General features: G+C 47.9%; 16 protein-coding genes. 2 read left to right on the plus strand and 14 right to left on the minus strand.

Annotation, left to right across the window (positions count from 1 at the left end):
* Window positions 1–10: 10 nt before the first annotated feature.
* Window positions 11–1,756 (minus strand): ABC transporter ATP-binding protein, encoded by a 1,746-nt coding sequence (locus POF51_RS03200; RefSeq protein WP_069845218.1) that lies wholly within the window; start codon window positions 1,754–1,756, stop codon window positions 11–13.
* A 195-nt stretch (window positions 1,757–1,951) separates the two neighbouring features.
* Window positions 1,952–3,076: a P1 family peptidase gene (locus POF51_RS03205; protein WP_170831556.1), complete on the minus strand. Its 1,125-nt coding sequence runs from the start codon at window positions 3,074–3,076 to the stop codon at window positions 1,952–1,954.
* A 244-nt stretch (window positions 3,077–3,320) separates the two neighbouring features.
* Between POF51_RS03205 and POF51_RS03210 the strand changes: the two genes are divergently transcribed.
* A complete protein-coding gene (locus POF51_RS03210; RefSeq protein WP_271753805.1) occupies window positions 3,321–4,550 on the plus strand; it encodes an MFS transporter in 1,230 nt (409 codons plus the stop codon).
* A gap of 252 nt (window positions 4,551–4,802) precedes the next feature.
* Window positions 4,803–4,958 (plus strand): hypothetical protein, encoded by a 156-nt coding sequence (locus tag POF51_RS03215; RefSeq protein WP_170831557.1) that lies wholly within the window; start codon window positions 4,803–4,805, stop codon window positions 4,956–4,958.
* 140 nt (window positions 4,959–5,098) lie between these two features.
* On the opposite strand, the gene POF51_RS03220 is transcribed toward POF51_RS03215, so the two are convergent.
* The 12 genes from POF51_RS03220 to POF51_RS03275 form a co-directional block, all read right to left on the minus strand.
* Window positions 5,099–5,308 (minus strand): hypothetical protein, encoded by a 210-nt coding sequence (locus POF51_RS03220; protein WP_069845220.1) that lies wholly within the window; start codon window positions 5,306–5,308, stop codon window positions 5,099–5,101.
* A 22-nt stretch (window positions 5,309–5,330) separates the two neighbouring features.
* Entirely contained in the window at window positions 5,331–6,542 is a 1,212-nt protein-coding gene (locus POF51_RS03225; RefSeq protein ID WP_069845221.1) for an MFS transporter, read from the minus strand.
* A gap of 215 nt (window positions 6,543–6,757) precedes the next feature.
* Window positions 6,758–7,384 (minus strand): LysE family translocator, encoded by a 627-nt coding sequence (locus POF51_RS03230; protein ID WP_069845222.1) that lies wholly within the window; start codon window positions 7,382–7,384, stop codon window positions 6,758–6,760.
* 81 nt (window positions 7,385–7,465) lie between these two features.
* A complete protein-coding gene (locus tag POF51_RS03235) occupies window positions 7,466–8,812 on the minus strand; it encodes a HAMP domain-containing sensor histidine kinase (protein ID WP_271753810.1) in 1,347 nt (448 codons plus the stop codon).
* 7 nt (window positions 8,813–8,819) lie between these two features.
* Window positions 8,820–9,509 (minus strand): response regulator transcription factor, encoded by a 690-nt coding sequence (locus tag POF51_RS03240; protein WP_007727348.1) that lies wholly within the window; start codon window positions 9,507–9,509, stop codon window positions 8,820–8,822.
* Between the two features lie 11 nt (window positions 9,510–9,520).
* On the minus strand, window positions 9,521–10,105 hold the full coding sequence (locus tag POF51_RS03245; RefSeq protein ID WP_069845224.1) for a TVP38/TMEM64 family protein: 585 nt from the start codon (window positions 10,103–10,105) through the stop codon (window positions 9,521–9,523).
* A gap of 126 nt (window positions 10,106–10,231) precedes the next feature.
* On the minus strand, window positions 10,232–10,726 hold the full coding sequence (locus POF51_RS03250; protein WP_069845225.1) for a GyrI-like domain-containing protein: 495 nt from the start codon (window positions 10,724–10,726) through the stop codon (window positions 10,232–10,234).
* Between the two features lie 82 nt (window positions 10,727–10,808).
* The gene (locus POF51_RS03255) at window positions 10,809–11,741 is read right to left on the minus strand and encodes a helix-turn-helix transcriptional regulator (RefSeq protein WP_069845226.1); all 933 of its coding nucleotides are present in this window, start codon (window positions 11,739–11,741) and stop codon (window positions 10,809–10,811) included.
* Between the two features lie 376 nt (window positions 11,742–12,117).
* Window positions 12,118–12,327 (minus strand): hypothetical protein, encoded by a 210-nt coding sequence (locus POF51_RS03260; protein WP_007727355.1) that lies wholly within the window; start codon window positions 12,325–12,327, stop codon window positions 12,118–12,120.
* 76 nt (window positions 12,328–12,403) lie between these two features.
* Window positions 12,404–13,237 (minus strand): ethanolamine ammonia-lyase subunit EutC, encoded by an 834-nt coding sequence (eutC, locus tag POF51_RS03265; protein ID WP_069845227.1) that lies wholly within the window; start codon window positions 13,235–13,237, stop codon window positions 12,404–12,406.
* A 20-nt stretch (window positions 13,238–13,257) separates the two neighbouring features.
* Window positions 13,258–14,619 (minus strand): ethanolamine ammonia-lyase subunit EutB, encoded by a 1,362-nt coding sequence (locus POF51_RS03270; protein WP_271753819.1) that lies wholly within the window; start codon window positions 14,617–14,619, stop codon window positions 13,258–13,260.
* Window positions 14,620–14,760: 141 nt separating this feature from the next.
* The gene (locus POF51_RS03275) at window positions 14,761–15,132 is read right to left on the minus strand and encodes a response regulator (RefSeq protein WP_069845228.1); all 372 of its coding nucleotides are present in this window, start codon (window positions 15,130–15,132) and stop codon (window positions 14,761–14,763) included.
* Between the last annotated feature and the right edge of the window lie 202 nt (window positions 15,133–15,334).

Consider the following 15,334-nt stretch of genomic DNA (forward strand, 5'->3'; position numbering starts at 1 on the left):
CTATTCATTATCAAGAAAAGACGCTGTTTGACTGATCGAGGTACGTGCCGAACTGTGCTTGATACAGTCTGCTATAGAGGCCTTCACGAGCCAAGAGCTGATCATGACTTCCTTGCTCGGTAATACCTTGTTCCGTTACAACGATGATTCGATCTGCATTTTTAATGGTAGCCAATCTGTGGGCGATCACTAAAGTCGTACGGCCTTTGGACAATTCCTGCAAGGACTGCTGGATCGCCGCCTCCGTTTCGGTATCAAGTGCAGAAGTAGCTTCATCCAAAATCAGGATCGGCGGGTTTTTCAAGAACATGCGCGCAATCGCCAGCCTTTGTTTTTGACCACCGGACAATTTAACTCCCCGTTCACCAATAATCGTCTCCAGACCAGCAGGCTGAGAACGGATAAACTCTTCTAGTTTAGCCAGACGCGCTGCCTCCCAGATCTCTTCCTCTGAGGCGTTTAGTTTTCCATACATGATATTTTCGCGAATCGTCCCTGAAAAGAGGAACACATCTTGCTGAACGATCCCGATTTGGCTGCGCAATGATGCTAACGTGATTTGGCGAATATCCATTCCATCAATGGTGATGCTGCCCCCACCGATCTCATAAAATCTCGGCAAGAGACTGCACAATGTGGTTTTTCCTGCTCCAGAAGGGCCTACAAACGCAATTGTCTCGCCCGCCCGGATGTTCAAATCAATGTTTTGCAAAACAGATGACTCTTGGTCGTAGCTAAATGAAACATTCTTGTAGGAGATATCGCCCTTCAATGATTCTACCTGGATCGCATCTGGAGCATCCGCAATATCCGGTGCTGTGTCCATGATTTCGATGTAGCGCTTAAAGCCTGCAATCCCTTTTGGATAACTCTCGATAATCGCATTAATTTTCTCCAACGGACGGAAAAACACATTTGTTAACAGCAAGAAAGCGACAAATTCACCGTAGGTCAATTCACCTTGAATAACAAACCAGCTGCCGCAAATCAGGACAAACAAATTGACTAACCGCATCAGCACGTAACTGACAGAAATATTTTGGGCCATGATTTTGTAGGACAACAGCTTGGTGATGCGGAAACGCTGATTGTTCTCTGCGAATCTTTTGTTTTCAAATTGCTCGTTGGCAAAAGCTTGTACGACACGCATTCCGCCTACGTTGTCCTCCACACGTGCGTTGAAATCCGCCATGTCACCGTACAGACGATGGAACGCTCCCGTCATTTTACGGTTGAAGTAAACAACGAAGAATATCAAGAGCGGAATCACCAAAAACGTAAGTATCGCCATTTCTTCATTAATATTAAACATCAATAGAAATGCACCGATCAGCGTCATCACGGCGATAAACAAATCTTCCGGACCGTGGTGAGCGACCTCCCCGATCTCCATCAAGTCATTCGTTAGGCGAGATAGCAGATGCCCCGTCTTGGTATTATCGAAAAAGCGGAAAGAGAGCTTTTGAATATGGTCGTACAGCTTCTTCCGCATATCCGTCTCGATATTAATTCCAAGCATATGTCCCCAATACGTGACGACATAGTTCATCCCGGCGTTAAGACCATACAAAGCCAAAAGTCCAATGCACGCCCACACGATCATGTTCCAATCCTTGCTTGGAAGTAATTGATCGACAACCATGTTCACTGCAAGCGGAAATCCCAACTCCAACAAGGCAACGAATACTGCACACGTGAAGTCGAGGATGAATAATCCACGATAAGGCCGATAGTAAGAAAAAAATCTGCGAAGCATTGAAGCAGCAACTCCTCTCTCTCAAGAACAACATCAATCATGTATTTGATTTTGAAAATCATTTTCATTATATATGGATTTGCTTTTTATATCGATGCTTTATTGGAATTTTTTTCTTCGCGGAGCACATTCGCATAAAAAACGGTTCGAAACCCTTTATCCATCAAGGAATAAGAGGCTCGAACCGGAAATCACTCAGCGTAAATCTTGATAAGCAGGTACCCCACCCGCTCCTTTGGCAGAAAGGATCGCATTGACGACGGCTTCCGCCAGCACTTCTACACTTAGCGTCCCGACGAGATTGACCGAAGCATCCACGCCCCCTGTGGCGATGGCAAAAATCGTATCTCCATCACTCATCGTGTGAACCGGATGAATCGTTTTTGCGAGTCCATTATGCGCCATTTGCGCGACTTTATTCGCTTGTACTTTATTCAAATTCGCGTTGCTCGCGACCACTGCGATGGTAGTGTTCGTCCCTGCCGGAACCGGGGGTGTTGCAGCATCGATCATCCAGGACAAGCTATCGCGGATATTGCCATCCTCCCCCCTCGCTCCTGCCAAAATTTCTCCTGTGGAGGGTAACCTCACTTCTCCGACGGCGTTCACCGCTACGATTGCACCTACCACGAGACCATTTGGCAAACGGCGAGAAGCTGTTCCAAGCCCACCCTTCATCGCTCGCTTCATCCCAGCCATTTTTCCAACTGTCGCACCCGTCCCTGCCCCAACATTTCCTTGCTGGACTGGCTGTTTGCTGGCAAGACGAGCAGCCTCGTAGCCCATTTGTTGATCCGGACGGATTTTGGCACTGCCGATCGATAAATCAAAAATAACCGCAGCTGGAACGATGGGAACGACGCCCACCCCAACATTGTAGCCTTGCCCCTGTTCTTCCATATACCGCATGACACCGCTTGCCGCATCCAAGCCATAGGCACTGCCCCCTGTTAAAACGACAGCATTGACCTCCTGGACAGAATTGATCGGATTCAACAAATCCGTTTCTCGTGTCCCAGGTGCAGAACCTCGTACATCAACCCCACACGATGAGCCTTTTTCCAGCACGATCACTGTACAGCCCGTCAAGGCTTCCTCATTTTGGACTTGTCCGACTTTGACGCCAGGAACATCGACAATCGTACCACCCGCAAGCTTTGGCTTCTTTCCTTCGCTCGCTTCCTGTCCCGTGGCAGAGCCTGCTGCCAAAAACGAACCCGGTACAGCTGCAGCGAGACCAAGCATCGCTGTTCTTTGCAGGAACTTTCGCCTGGATACAGCAGGGGCTACTTGTCCCTCATCCTTCCAATCTTTGGCCATGTTCACAACCACCTTTCCTTACGTAATTGGACAGCTCTTCTTAGTTGTTAGAAAATTCAGTCTGTTTCTTTATGATAGCGCTATCGGCCGGAATGCTCAATCCTGCAAAAACGTCAAGATTTCCTCTTATTTCATTTTTGCAATAGTCCGATCATATTTCCGAATTGGTAAGCCTGAAAATGCAGTGCTAGAATGATCAGTAACAATATTCCTGCTTTTTAACTGCAAAGGTTGTGACAGAAAGATGGAATTTTCATGGAAACGTAATTTGATTGTGTTATGGATTGGGGTATTTTTCTGTAGCACCGCCTACTCCATCTCCATCCCTTTCCTGCCCATCTTCCTCCATACTTCACTGGGGGTCAATGAGCATCTGGAAGCCTGGTCCGGCATTTCGTTTGGCATTACGTTTTTAGCAAGTGCACTCATCTCGCCATTTTGGGGCTCTCTTGCGGACAAATATGGACGAAAGCCTATGTTGATTCGCTCTGGATTTAGCCTCGCTTTGTTGTACTTCTTGACCTACTTGATTACGGACCCCTATTTGTTTCTTGTGTTACGGATCTTCCAGGGCTTGCTTGCCGGCTACGTACCTGCCGCCATTGCGTTGGTAGCGACGAATACACCAGAAAAAAACGTCGGGTACGCACTGGGGATTATGGCGACTTCGGGTGCAACAGGAGGAATCATCGGTCCGTTGGTTGGCGGTGTCGTCAGTCATGTGTGGGGAAACGCGGAAGCTTTCATTTTTTCAGGATTTGTCGTGCTCGTAGCAGCGCTGATCGCTACTTTCTTCGTGAAGGAAACGAACTTGAACCGCTCCGGCAGCCGCTCGAGTGTACGCGAAGATTTGCGCGCTGCGATGGCAAACCGCCCGTTGATGTCCATACTAGGTATGAGCTTGATGGTCACGATTTCCGTTATGCTTCTTGAACCTTTATTAACGGTGTATATCATGCAATTGGGCGCTTCGCAGCAAGACGCATCCCTCAGCTCCGGCATCATTTTTGCGGCAGTAGGAATCGCGACAGTCATTGCTGCTCCACAGTGGGGAAAGCTCGGGACAAAGGTCGGCTATTCCAAAATCTTGTTTATCGGCTTAATGGGTGGAGCCATCGGAAATTTACTGCAATTTTTCTTCACCAATCTGTACGGATTTGGCATTTTGCGATTCGCGTACGGACTGTTTTTTGCCGCTGTTTATCCATCGATCAACGCCATGATTGTAAAAGTTACGGAACCAGAATTTCGTGGCAGAGCGTTTAGCCTGAACCAATCCTCGACGCAGCTTGCGACGATGATGGGGCCAATCATTGGCGGATTTCTCGGGGGACTCATCCCGATTCGCTTCGTCTTTATCATCAATGGCATTGCGCTGTTGATTACTGCCATCCTTATTCGATCCAAACGATCACAATTGGCCGGACAGCCGTTGAAGCAGCAGACAACGGAGCGTCAGCTAGCGACGAAGTAACGAGTGTACCACGATCACAAGCAAAAACTCCCTCTCAAGCGTACAGGTGAGCACCTGGCGATGACAGAAGGGAGTTTTTTCACGTGATCCCGCCTTTTCTTCCACGATTGTATTCGTTACAATAGTAGGTATTCAGATGATGAACAGAAGATTCTGACAACCACAAAGTCAAATTACATACGCCATGGAACTACCCGCCTATTCCGATTTGACGAGACCACTCATTTTGTCTGAGGAAAGGGGCATACGTATATGTCGGGGAAAACGGTGATTTTGCTTATTCTGATCATAATTGGGCTGATCTGTGTCAATCTTTTTGTCTCCAACGGTATTATCCGCCTGCTTGCCATCGTAGGAATTTTAGGGATTACCTTTGTTCTGCAGGGGGCTGTGATTCGAAAGAGATGAAGCTGGCGCTTACCAGCGAAGGTGACCTACACCGTCACGCTGGCTTTTTTATGAAAACAGCAACGGGCTCGGTTGAAAAATCAAATCCTAGCCCGTCGCTTCCCCCAACACCAGGACTTTATCTCCCGCTTGCACCTTCCCTACCTCCACCAATGCCTCTGCCAAACCGTTAGTCTGACCAGCGGAAGTAAAGCCGCTTCAGCATACGACAAACCACTTGGCATCGGGGCTACGATATTCGCCGGAACGACAATTTCATCTGCGTATGTCCCTTCACTTTCCAGTTCTGGGCGAAAGAAGACATCATCCCCGATTTGAAAATCCTGCACATTCTTACCGAAAGCCGTCACCGTATCCGCCCTCTTTGAACGATTAACGACGAGTTTTTTCCAGCTTGCTGCTGATCAACGTGAGTAATGCTGCACCTAACACCATCACTCCTCCGACCCATGGCGTATGAATCAGGCCAATGGTATCGACGATGATTCCTCCCACGAAGGCTCCAATCGCAATGCCGAGATTGAAAGCAGCAATGTTAATGGCAGAAGCTACATCAACAGCACTAGGCACGTATTTTTCAGCCAACTGCACAACATATACCTGTAAGCCCGGTACGTTCATAAAAGCCAGGAGGCCCATCAACATTATCGTGAGCGTTCCCACCCATTTAAGAGGAGCGGTAAATGTTAAGATGATCAGAATGATCGCCTGAATGATGAACATCCAGCGCAGCGCTTTTATCGGATTCTTGTCAGCTGCTTTTCCCCCGACCGTATTTCCAATCGCTACCGCAATCCCATACACGAGAAGTATCAGACTGACGGCACTCGCCTGATAACCTGTGATTTCTTCCAGAATCGGACCTAAGAACGTAAAGGTTACAAAGGTACCGCCGTAGCCAAGTGCCGTAATCGCAAAGACAAGCAACAGTGGCAAGTTTGTGATTATTTTCACTTGGTCTTTAATAGAAGCAGGCTTGGCTTTCTTCAAATTGCTTGGTACCAGAATCGCTGTCGAGATAAGGGCAATCACGCCAAGAATGGCAACTCCCCAAAAAGTCGCTCTCCATCCAAACATTTGTCCAATAAACGTTCCCAAAGGTACGCCTGTAACGGTTGCAACAGTCAGACCCGTAAACATCGTTGCAATCGCGCTGGCACGCTTGTTTTCTGGCACCAGATCGGCTGCAATCGTCGAACCGATAGAGAAAAATACCCCATGAGAAAACGCAGTAAAGAAACGGGCAATAATTAATATCGCAAAGCTACTCGACAAGGCTGCCGCACTGTTTCCGACAGCAAAGACAATCATCAAAAGCATGAGCAGCGCTTTGCGTGGAATTCGACTTGTGAGTGCTGTAATAATCGGCGCTCCAATAGCTACGCCTAATGCATATCCAGAAATAAGAAGTCCAGCTAAGGTGATGGTTACTTTCAAATCCTGTGCGACTGTAGACAACAAACCGACGATAACAAATTCAGTAGTCCCGATACCAAATGCGCTGATTGCGAGAGCAAGTAAAGCAAGAGTGGAGTTTTTCGCATCAGCTGTTTGCTGCTTTACGTTGGATGTAATCGTGCTCATCTGAGTTGTATCCTCCCTTAATTTTTCTTGCCATTCACAAAGCAGGGCCCTTACTTATCATGATTGGCGAATATGTTGGATCTGAATGCTATTATGTCTCATGCCTCACTTGATAGGAAGTACGTACTTTCAAGTATCATAGGCACTAAAAAGTACCTTACACCAGTAATCAAGCAATAAAAAAAGCCGGGAAGACTGACTCCCCGACTCATACCTTATCTCTCTTGCAGCGCAACTTTTAATCCTAATACGATGTAAACAGAACCTACGATCTTGCCACTCCAGCGACCCAGCCAGGAAATTCGTTTCACCAGATGCCCCAACGGTCTGATACTGATCGCAATCAACGCAGTGTAAAAGAACCCCAAGATGGCGAAAATCAGTCCCAGGACAAGGAATTGAAGAATGGCTGCTCCACGCTCCGGATGTACGAATTGCGGCAGAAACGCCAGAAAGAACAACGCCGTCTTCGGATTCAGAACTTCTGCGAGGATGGCTTGCCCATACGATTGAAGCGGCGGCAACGGTGTTACTTTTGGCAGCTCTGGGTCAACTGGTCTTTCAAGCATGGCCCGAACTCCTAAATAGACCAAGTAAGCCGCTCCCGCAAATTTTACGAGATTGAATGCCCATGCAGATGTCATCAAAATCGCGGATAAACCAACCGCAGCAAAAATCGTATGAATGAAGTCGCCGGTGGCAATGCCCAGCCCTGCCATAATCCCTGCTTTACGTCCTCCCTGCACGGTACGCGTCGCAGTTAACAGGACAGCGGGTCCCGGAATTAAAAAGAGGCCGATCACAACAGCCAAAAATGCTCCCATGGTAGTCCAATCAAACATGTGCTCTCCCTCTTTGTATCGAATATTCAAATTCTCTTCCTAATCATAAACGATGTGCAGCGAGAACGATACGGTTTAGGCTTACTTTTCGCCTTCTTGAGCTCGTGGTGGAAACAAAATCGTGATGGTCGTTCCCTCACCCACTCTGCTATCCAACGAGATGATGCCCTTGTGTGCCTCCACGATCCCTTTCACAATCGTCAACCCCAATCCTGCTCCACCGCGTTCCCTTGCTCGCGAGCGATCTCCCCGATAAAAACGCTCAAAAACGTACGGGAGGTCCTTTTGATCGATGCCTGTGCCGCTGTCCTTCACTTGCAACCGGACCATCGTACTCGATTTGTCTACTGTGACTACGACTTCTCCACCCGCTGGCGTATGCTTGCAGGCATTCGTCAACAAATTGGCCACAATTTGCGCCAGTCTCTGCCTGTCCCCTTTGATCCAAACAGCGTGATCTCCTTTGAAGTGAAAATTCATTTGTGCACGGGCAAACGCAGCACTCATTGACTCAGTAACTTCTTTGACAACCTCACGTAGTTCTACCTCTTCACTGCGCATTTGCAAGGAACCCGACTCCACCTGAATCACCTGATCTAAATCGCGGACGAGACGGCTCAAACGTAGTACCTCTGACCTTGTGCTTTCGAGATTTTTGGGAGTTGCTTCCCATATGCCGTCGATCATCCCCTCTACTTGCGCCAGCAAGGTGTTCAGTGGTGTTCGCAATTCATGGGCAATATCGGAGGTCAGTCGCTTGCGCAGCTCCTCCTGATGCTCAAGACTTTGGACCAGGTTGTTAAAAGCAGCGACCAATGACGTAACTTCATCCTTGCCACGAGGCTCCGGGACGCGTATAGACAGATTGCCTCGCGCGACTCGTTGCGCTGCCGTACTCACTTGGACGACGGGACGCACCATGGTCCGAGCGAGAGGTATGCTGATGATAATGACCAGGATGAGCAGCACAGCCATCGTCCACAACGTCGTGTTTTTATGCGCCCATTGGAAATGACTTTCCAAGGTCATATACGCACTCCGATCATCGTGGCTAATTACCAGTTGCCCGATCATGACTCCCTTACTGACAAGGGGAATCTTGTCTACACTGTAATTGCTCGTATGGACTCGCGGCTTACCCCATTCGTTTTGCACTTGTTGCTGTTGATCGAGGAGAGTGATATGCAATCCCAAGACCTCAGAAACCGCTTCAAGCTTATGATAGGCTTCCGCTCCCCAGCCTTGACTGTCCTGATACGCCTGGAGTGCGACACGCGATATTTCTTGGTTATGCTGATTTCTCACTTCATTGGCATACATGGAAAAATGAACATCCATTTCCTTTACGGACAACAACGAGGAGAAAAGAACAGCGCATGCGCCGACTGTCATGATCACAAAGGCGAGCTTTACCCAAATATGCTTCATCGTGGCCTCACTTCTTCATGGGATCGTCAAAGCGATATCCCAATCCATACACCGTCTTGATATATTCAGGTTGCTTCGGGTCTACCTCTATCTTTTGGCGAAGATTTTTGATATGCGTATCAATGGTTCGGTCGTATCCTTCGAAATCAAAACCCATGACCTCACGCACGAGCTCCTCCCTGCCCCACGTTCTCCCTGGATAACGGACAAGCGTTGTGAGTAAGCGGTATTCATTTGGCGTAACCTCCAAAGCGACTCCATTTTTCGTGACTCTCTTCTCATTCATCGATATGGTCAAGTCTCCCACCTCGATGAAATCGGAGAGTGTTGAATAATCGCCCGCACGACGCATGACGGCTCGAACACGCGCTACGAGTTCTCTCGGGCTAAAGGGCTTGATTAAATAGTCATCAGCGCCAATCGTAAGCCCGCGAATTCGATCCGCCTCTCCACTTTTCGCCGTTAACATCAAGATCGGGACACGAGACTCTTTGCGAATTTGGACGCAGACCTCTTCCCCGCTCAGATCAGGTAGCATCAGGTCCAAAATGATACAGGTCAATGAAATTGTCGTGGCCATTTCTACTGCTTCCTTGCCTGTTTGAGCGGTCAGAACATGATAGCCTTCCTTTTGCAGATAGGAGGACAATATTTCTAAGATTTGCGGCTCATCATCGACTAGCAAAATGGTAGACATATGAATCCCCCCTACTCCTCTTGTATTTGATCCTTTCCTTTTTTCCAGAAAAGCAAAAAGACGAGAGCACCTGCCAGCAAGGCAAAGAGCAAGCGAAACTTGTTTTCACTAAAAGTAATCAGATCATGACCGACGAATGTTTCAAAAACCATCGACGGCACTTTTCCGATTAAGGTCGCTACTAAAAATTGCACGAAGGTGATATTCGTCAAAGCCGCACCTAAATTGATCACACCGGAAGGCATCATCGGATTCAACCGGAGCAAAACGATGGCAAGACATTTGCGAAAACTCGTCGTTCCATTGATGGCATGTACCCATTTGAACGATTTCAGCTTTTCGCGCCGATCTGCTTTTTTGATCGTGTAGCGGTAAAGAAATAAGGCAATGCAAGCACCAACCACCTCTCCCGTTAAGGAAATCAAGAACCCTCCGTACAAGCCAAACACGACCGCATTCGCACCCGATAAAAAAATGGACGGCAATACACCTGCCACACTAATCACGATGTTCAATACGATACTACCGATAATCCCCAGCATCCCTAAAGAGCGAATCCACTCTGCCAGGGCTTCTACATTCGTTATCCAATCCATCCGTCTGTATGACTCCCCTCTACCACACTCTCTCTAGAGTAATCGAAACTTGTGAAGAAATCATGGAAAAAAGCAAAACAGTCGTAGCCTGATCGACTACGACTGTTTGTATGATTTGCTGCACCATTATTCTTCTGAGATCGCGATGTACAAATCTACTTGCGCGTTGTTGGGATCAGCGCAGCGCACTCCGTCATATCGTTCGAAATCTCCGGTAAATGTCCGCTTGTTCCCCGGTTGATGGGACCACTCCCACACCTTCGCCCACGCTTCCATTACAACCTCTACCATCGGGCCTACGCGCGTCGTAAATACGGCATAGGTAGAAGCCGGTAGAGTCTTGACCGTGAGCTCAGCAGGAAGCTCACCGTTCTTTTCTACAGCGGTTCCTACTAACAAGGCGTACTCGCCTGTCTCGTCACTGTCGTAATCGGAATACACACCCAGAACAACACCCGGCTCTTTTTGATGGGGAGTTTTGAAGGGATGCTCTTCTTGATAATAGCGTTGCCATAGATCCCCAATTTTCGCATTCGGTCCGCATTCCGCCTCATTGGTTGTTCGAATTTGCAAGCCTGCTACACGCATTTCATCCAGTTTGACAATCGTTGGGTTCATCATTAACCACGCTCCTGTAAGAGATTGCTTACATGACTTAGTATAATGACCTTACCTTGACAACTATCTGTCAACGTTTCAACACTCATTCGTAAAGTTTTGTCATTCTTTTTACTGTATCCCTCATTCGTTCCCTCACATGCACAGGCTCATGTACAAACAAGGCATCGCCAAAGCTAAGCAGCATGCCGTTTAACCACTCATCGTCTGTCATCATCGTTCGTACTAGCATCGAGCCATCCTGCATGGTCTCTATCGCTTCTGGCGCAAACATATCCCGTACCCTTACATGTACCCTCGAAGAAAATTGGAGGACAAGTGAAATTCGCTCTGACGTATCCCATTCTTCGAGCCATTCCAGCTTATCTGCTTGTTGATACGGGCGTGGCGAAAACTCCTCTGTAAGCACAGACATGTCTGCAATCCGTGACAAGCGAAACAGACGATCCTCCTGGCGCTGTAAACAATAGCCATACACGTACCACACATACCCTTTGATAATCAGTTTTACAGGCTCAATGGTGCGCTCTGTCGCATCGCCTTGCATTTTCGTATAGGTGATCCGCACACGAAGTCTCTTCTCGATGGCTTCCCTCAGCCTGTTTACTTTTTCTGCGATTGCCGGTGTACTGCCCCACGGATTGAAGTCGTAAACAACGGGATGTGCACTTCCTTGCAGAGAGGATGGTGCGGTGATGAGCAACGCTTTTATTTTTTCCAAAAGCTGTCCGATTTGCTTATCGTCTGTGGAGGAATGAACGCCTTTTAGCGCAGCGATAACCGCAACCAGCTCGTCCAAGGATAAGTATTGCCGATCGATCGTAAAATTCTCCATGATCTCGTAACCGCCGCTTGCCCCAGGGTACGCTACGATCGGAATTCCGGCTGCGTTAATGGTTTCCAAATCCCGATAGACCGTACGCAAGGATACTTCAAAGTGATCGGATAGTTCACGAGCGCTCACACGGCGCTTATTCAACAGCATGATAACAATAGCGAGTAGCCGTTCTACCTTCATGGTTTGCCCCCATTTGGTTTGGGTCAACATTGTGGAGGAGAAGAAAAAGCACAGTTCTCTTCGACTCTGACACGCCAGCAGGGGGATTGACTGTCCGTCTCCACTTCAAAAAGGGGACCGTCGAGCCAAAGCCACCCTACGGGCGGAAGATTCTCGAGGAAGAAGTGTTCGACAAGCATGGTCCCCTTTTTGAAGTTCCGACTGGGTAGGCGTTGTCAAGGTCTACGAGCCCTGTGCTTTTTCTTTTCACCAGCTTTGTTGGTTTATCGATGCATTTTAAAACGTAGAAGATCTTTATGTATCTATGATCATACAAAAAAGGAATCTGCAGCCTAAACTTGCTGCACATTCCCTTTTTGCCTTGCTTCATTCGAAACTATACGCCCATACGTCTGCGTTGATTGTTTGGTTTTTTGGTGAGCTGGCTTTTCATGCTCTGATTTTGCGCCTTTTGATTCAACGGATTATTAGCTTGTGCTTGCGCTTGTTTTTTCTCCGCCATTTTGCGCTTCATCGCCTCTTGCAGGCTGATCTTCCCAGGCTTTTGCTCAGTGGTTTCTTTTTCGTTTTGGTTTGGCTCCGTCATGCGTAGCAACTCCTCATAGAAATTGGTTATCTTCTATGTATTCTAGTGCAAGACAGGAGGAAGCGCCAGTGGGAATCTACCCGTTATTCGCCCGAAGCTGTGATAATTTCACACCGCTCGCCTGGTACTTCAAAATTTCCTCCAAAAGCTCTGCAAGGTACGCACCCGCCTCAATCGGTAGCGTGCCACCCTTATGAATATTAGAAATAACCGTACGATCTGATTCTACCGTATTGGCATCCGGTTTGTAAATCATGTAAGCACTGAGACTTTCTGCCGTTGCAAGTCCCGGTCTTTCCCCGATCAAGGAGATGACGACCTTGCAATTTACGATGGACGCGACCTGATCTTGAATCCAGACGCGACCTTTGTTAATGAATACTGGCTTTCCTACACTGATGTTTCTCAAGGAAAGACCTTGGATTAACGCAGGCAGCAAGTCTGGAATCGTCGCCTCACACGCCGAGGTGCTGAGTCCGTCCGAGATGACGATTTGAACATCTTTTCCTTTATCCCCATTCTGCTCCAGCCAACGAGCGGATTCATCCGATAACATCCGGCCCGAGTCGAGGTTCATTAAATACTCCTCCATGCTCGTCGCTCTTGAATGGAGAACAGGAAGCTGCAAGCTCTCGATCAGTTCCGGACTGATTGTTTTCATGACCGCATCGCGAGCCGCTGCCTGATCTATGCGAAATTGCAGATAGCTACCCGTCTTCATTCGGGTACCCGCTCTACCGATTCCGATACGAGCCGGCGTTCGCTTCATCGCTTGCTCCAATGCTTCTGGATTGTTGGGGTTCTTTACCCCGCATTGCTTTTGCTCAGGAAAATCAATTACGCCCTGCCCTATTTTGGACAGCTCATCGATTACGCGCTGAACCAAGTCGTCCATATTGATCTGTTTCATCTGGCTTACCTCCCCGCTCGTTAGTCAAAAATGGTTAAATCGCCTGCACGCTCTGTCAAACGACCATTTTCCATAATGCCCATTTTTTCCAACCATTTCTCGAATTCCCGGAGAGGTCGCAGTCCCAAGAGCTCGCGGTAGCTGGCGTCATCGTGGTAGCTCGTGTCTTGGTAACTGAGCATGACGTCGTCCCCACCTGGTACGCCCATATAAAAATTCGCCCCTGCCAAGGTCGTCAGCATCCCTGCAATCTCCTGGTCATTCTGATCCGCATACATGTGATTCGTATAAGTCGGAGCGATTCCCATCGGCAAACCATGCAGCTTGCCCATAAACAAGTCCTCCAGATCAGCACGAATCATCTGTCTGCCATCATAAAGTGTTTCTGGTCCGATAAAGCCAGAGACGTTATTGACCATAAACGGCTTCCAGTGACGGCAAAAACCGTACGTACGGGCTTCTAGCGTCTGCATATCGACGCCTTCATGGGAGTCCAGCGACACTTCGGAGCCTTGCCCTGTCTCAAAATACATGACGTTTGGTCCCGACGCTGTGCCTTTTCGAAGCATCAAATCCATTGCCTCATCCAAAATCTCCTTGTTCACGCCAAACGCATCATTCGCTCTTTGTGAACCTGCCAGACTTTGGAACATCAGAGAAATGGGCGCTCCGCCGCGAAGAGCCTGCATCTGTGTCGTGATGTGAGCCAGAACGCAGTTTTGCGTAGGAATTTCCCACTTTTGCATGAAATCATGTGTCATTTTCAAGAGCTTGGTAACGCTTTCAACGGAATCATTATTGGGGTTAATTCCAATAACAGCGTCGCCAGATCCGTATGACAAGCCTTCCTTCATCGAAGCCAAAATGCCATCGGGATCATCGATTGGGTGATTCGGCTGGCAACGGAACGCCAGTCTTCCCGGCTCGCCAATCAGTGTGTTGCAGTACGCTTGATGCTTCATTTTTTGGGAAGCCATGACTAAGTCAATGCTGGACATCAGCTTGGCGGTAGCGGAAATCATCTCGCTTGTGAGTCCACGGCTAATTCTTGTGAGCTCAGGCATTCCTGTGGAAAACGACAAGATGTACTCCCGTAGCTCCCCTACTGTCCAATTTTTAATCTCATTGTAAATGGAGAGATTGATATCATTATAAATGATCCGTGTCACTTCGTCTTTTTCGTACGGAATGACTGGATTTTCATATATATCACGAAGTTGCATTTCACTTAATACGACTTTGGCCGCCATCCGCTCCAGTGCGGAATTGGCTGCTAGTTTACTCATGTGATCGCCAGACTTTTCTTCACTCGCTTTAGCCAATACATCACGAACCGAAGTAAACTGGTAATGCTGTTTACGTACAACGCAAGCCAATTTCATCTCTAGCTTCACTCACTTTCTTTTCAACTTTCCGTAAACTCTATCTCATGGAACGTAAAAAAGCGCTTCGAAACATAAGACGAAATGCTCGCCTTGGTCCAAGCGCCGTTGCTCTTCCTACGATTCACTTTTTTGCGTTCATTATTTGCCCGTAAGCACGAACTCCACTGCCGGTAGCAGTTCTTCCTCCATGACGGGTTTGACCAGATAGGCACATATCCCTTTCGCTTTGGCTTGCATGACCATGTCCTTTTGACTGTAAGCAGTCAAGAGAAGGATAGCCGCGTCCGAATGCTCTCGGATAATCCCAGTCGCTGTCAAACCGTCCATAATTGGCATTTTGACATCCATAATAATGAGATGCGGATTCCACTTTTGCGTCAATCGAACGGCCTCTTTGCCGTTTTTTCCTTCAGCTACGACGTTATATCCCTGCTCTTGCAACATCTCGACCAGGTCCATACGCGTTATGGGGTCGTCGTCTATGATGATGACTCGATAATGCTGACGCAATACTCCACCTCCCGATCACCATTGAACGGACGTGCCAACTGCTCATCATTTCCATACGTAACCGACGCCGTTGTCGGTTTATCGCATATTTCTGAATACGTTTATTATATCTATATTTTCAGGCTAATTCCAGCTTAAATCCTGTCCATGAGCGTCAGAGATGGTATTTCTACGAACTATCCGTTTCTCCTAAAACTTCCCG

It is taken from the genome of Brevibacillus sp. AG (assembly GCF_028369215.1).
GTDB classification, from domain to species: Bacteria; Bacillota; Bacilli; order Brevibacillales; family Brevibacillaceae; genus Brevibacillus; species Brevibacillus porteri.

Excerpts from the sequence above, each read along its gene's own strand:
- POF51_RS03240 (WP_007727348.1), bottom strand. The coding sequence starts at position 9,509 with ATGTCTACCATTTTGCTAGTCGATGATGAGCCGCAAATCTTAGAAATA.
- eutC (WP_069845227.1), bottom strand. The coding sequence starts at position 13,237 with ATGAAACAGATCAATATGGACGACTTGGTTCAGCGCGTAATCGATGAG.
- POF51_RS03260 (WP_007727355.1), bottom strand. The coding sequence starts at position 12,327 with ATGACGGAGCCAAACCAAAACGAAAAAGAAACCACTGAGCAAAAGCCT.
- POF51_RS03250 (WP_069845225.1), bottom strand. The coding sequence starts at position 10,726 with ATGATGAACCCAACGATTGTCAAACTGGATGAAATGCGTGTAGCAGGC.
- POF51_RS03210 (WP_271753805.1), top strand. The coding sequence starts at position 3,321 with ATGGAATTTTCATGGAAACGTAATTTGATTGTGTTATGGATTGGGGTA.
- POF51_RS03215 (WP_170831557.1), top strand. The coding sequence starts at position 4,803 with ATGTCGGGGAAAACGGTGATTTTGCTTATTCTGATCATAATTGGGCTG.
- POF51_RS03225 (WP_069845221.1), bottom strand. The coding sequence starts at position 6,542 with ATGAGCACGATTACATCCAACGTAAAGCAGCAAACAGCTGATGCGAAA.
- POF51_RS03205 (WP_170831556.1), bottom strand. The coding sequence starts at position 3,076 with ATGGCCAAAGATTGGAAGGATGAGGGACAAGTAGCCCCTGCTGTATCC.
- POF51_RS03200 (WP_069845218.1), bottom strand. The coding sequence starts at position 1,756 with ATGCTTCGCAGATTTTTTTCTTACTATCGGCCTTATCGTGGATTATTC.
- POF51_RS03255 (WP_069845226.1), bottom strand. The coding sequence starts at position 11,741 with ATGAAGGTAGAACGGCTACTCGCTATTGTTATCATGCTGTTGAATAAG.
- POF51_RS03245 (WP_069845224.1), bottom strand. The coding sequence starts at position 10,105 with ATGGATTGGATAACGAATGTAGAAGCCCTGGCAGAGTGGATTCGCTCT.
- POF51_RS03235 (WP_271753810.1), bottom strand. The coding sequence starts at position 8,812 with ATGAAGCATATTTGGGTAAAGCTCGCCTTTGTGATCATGACAGTCGGC.
- POF51_RS03270 (WP_271753819.1), bottom strand. The coding sequence starts at position 14,619 with ATGAAATTGGCTTGCGTTGTACGTAAACAGCATTACCAGTTTACTTCG.
- POF51_RS03230 (WP_069845222.1), bottom strand. The coding sequence starts at position 7,384 with ATGTTTGATTGGACTACCATGGGAGCATTTTTGGCTGTTGTGATCGGC.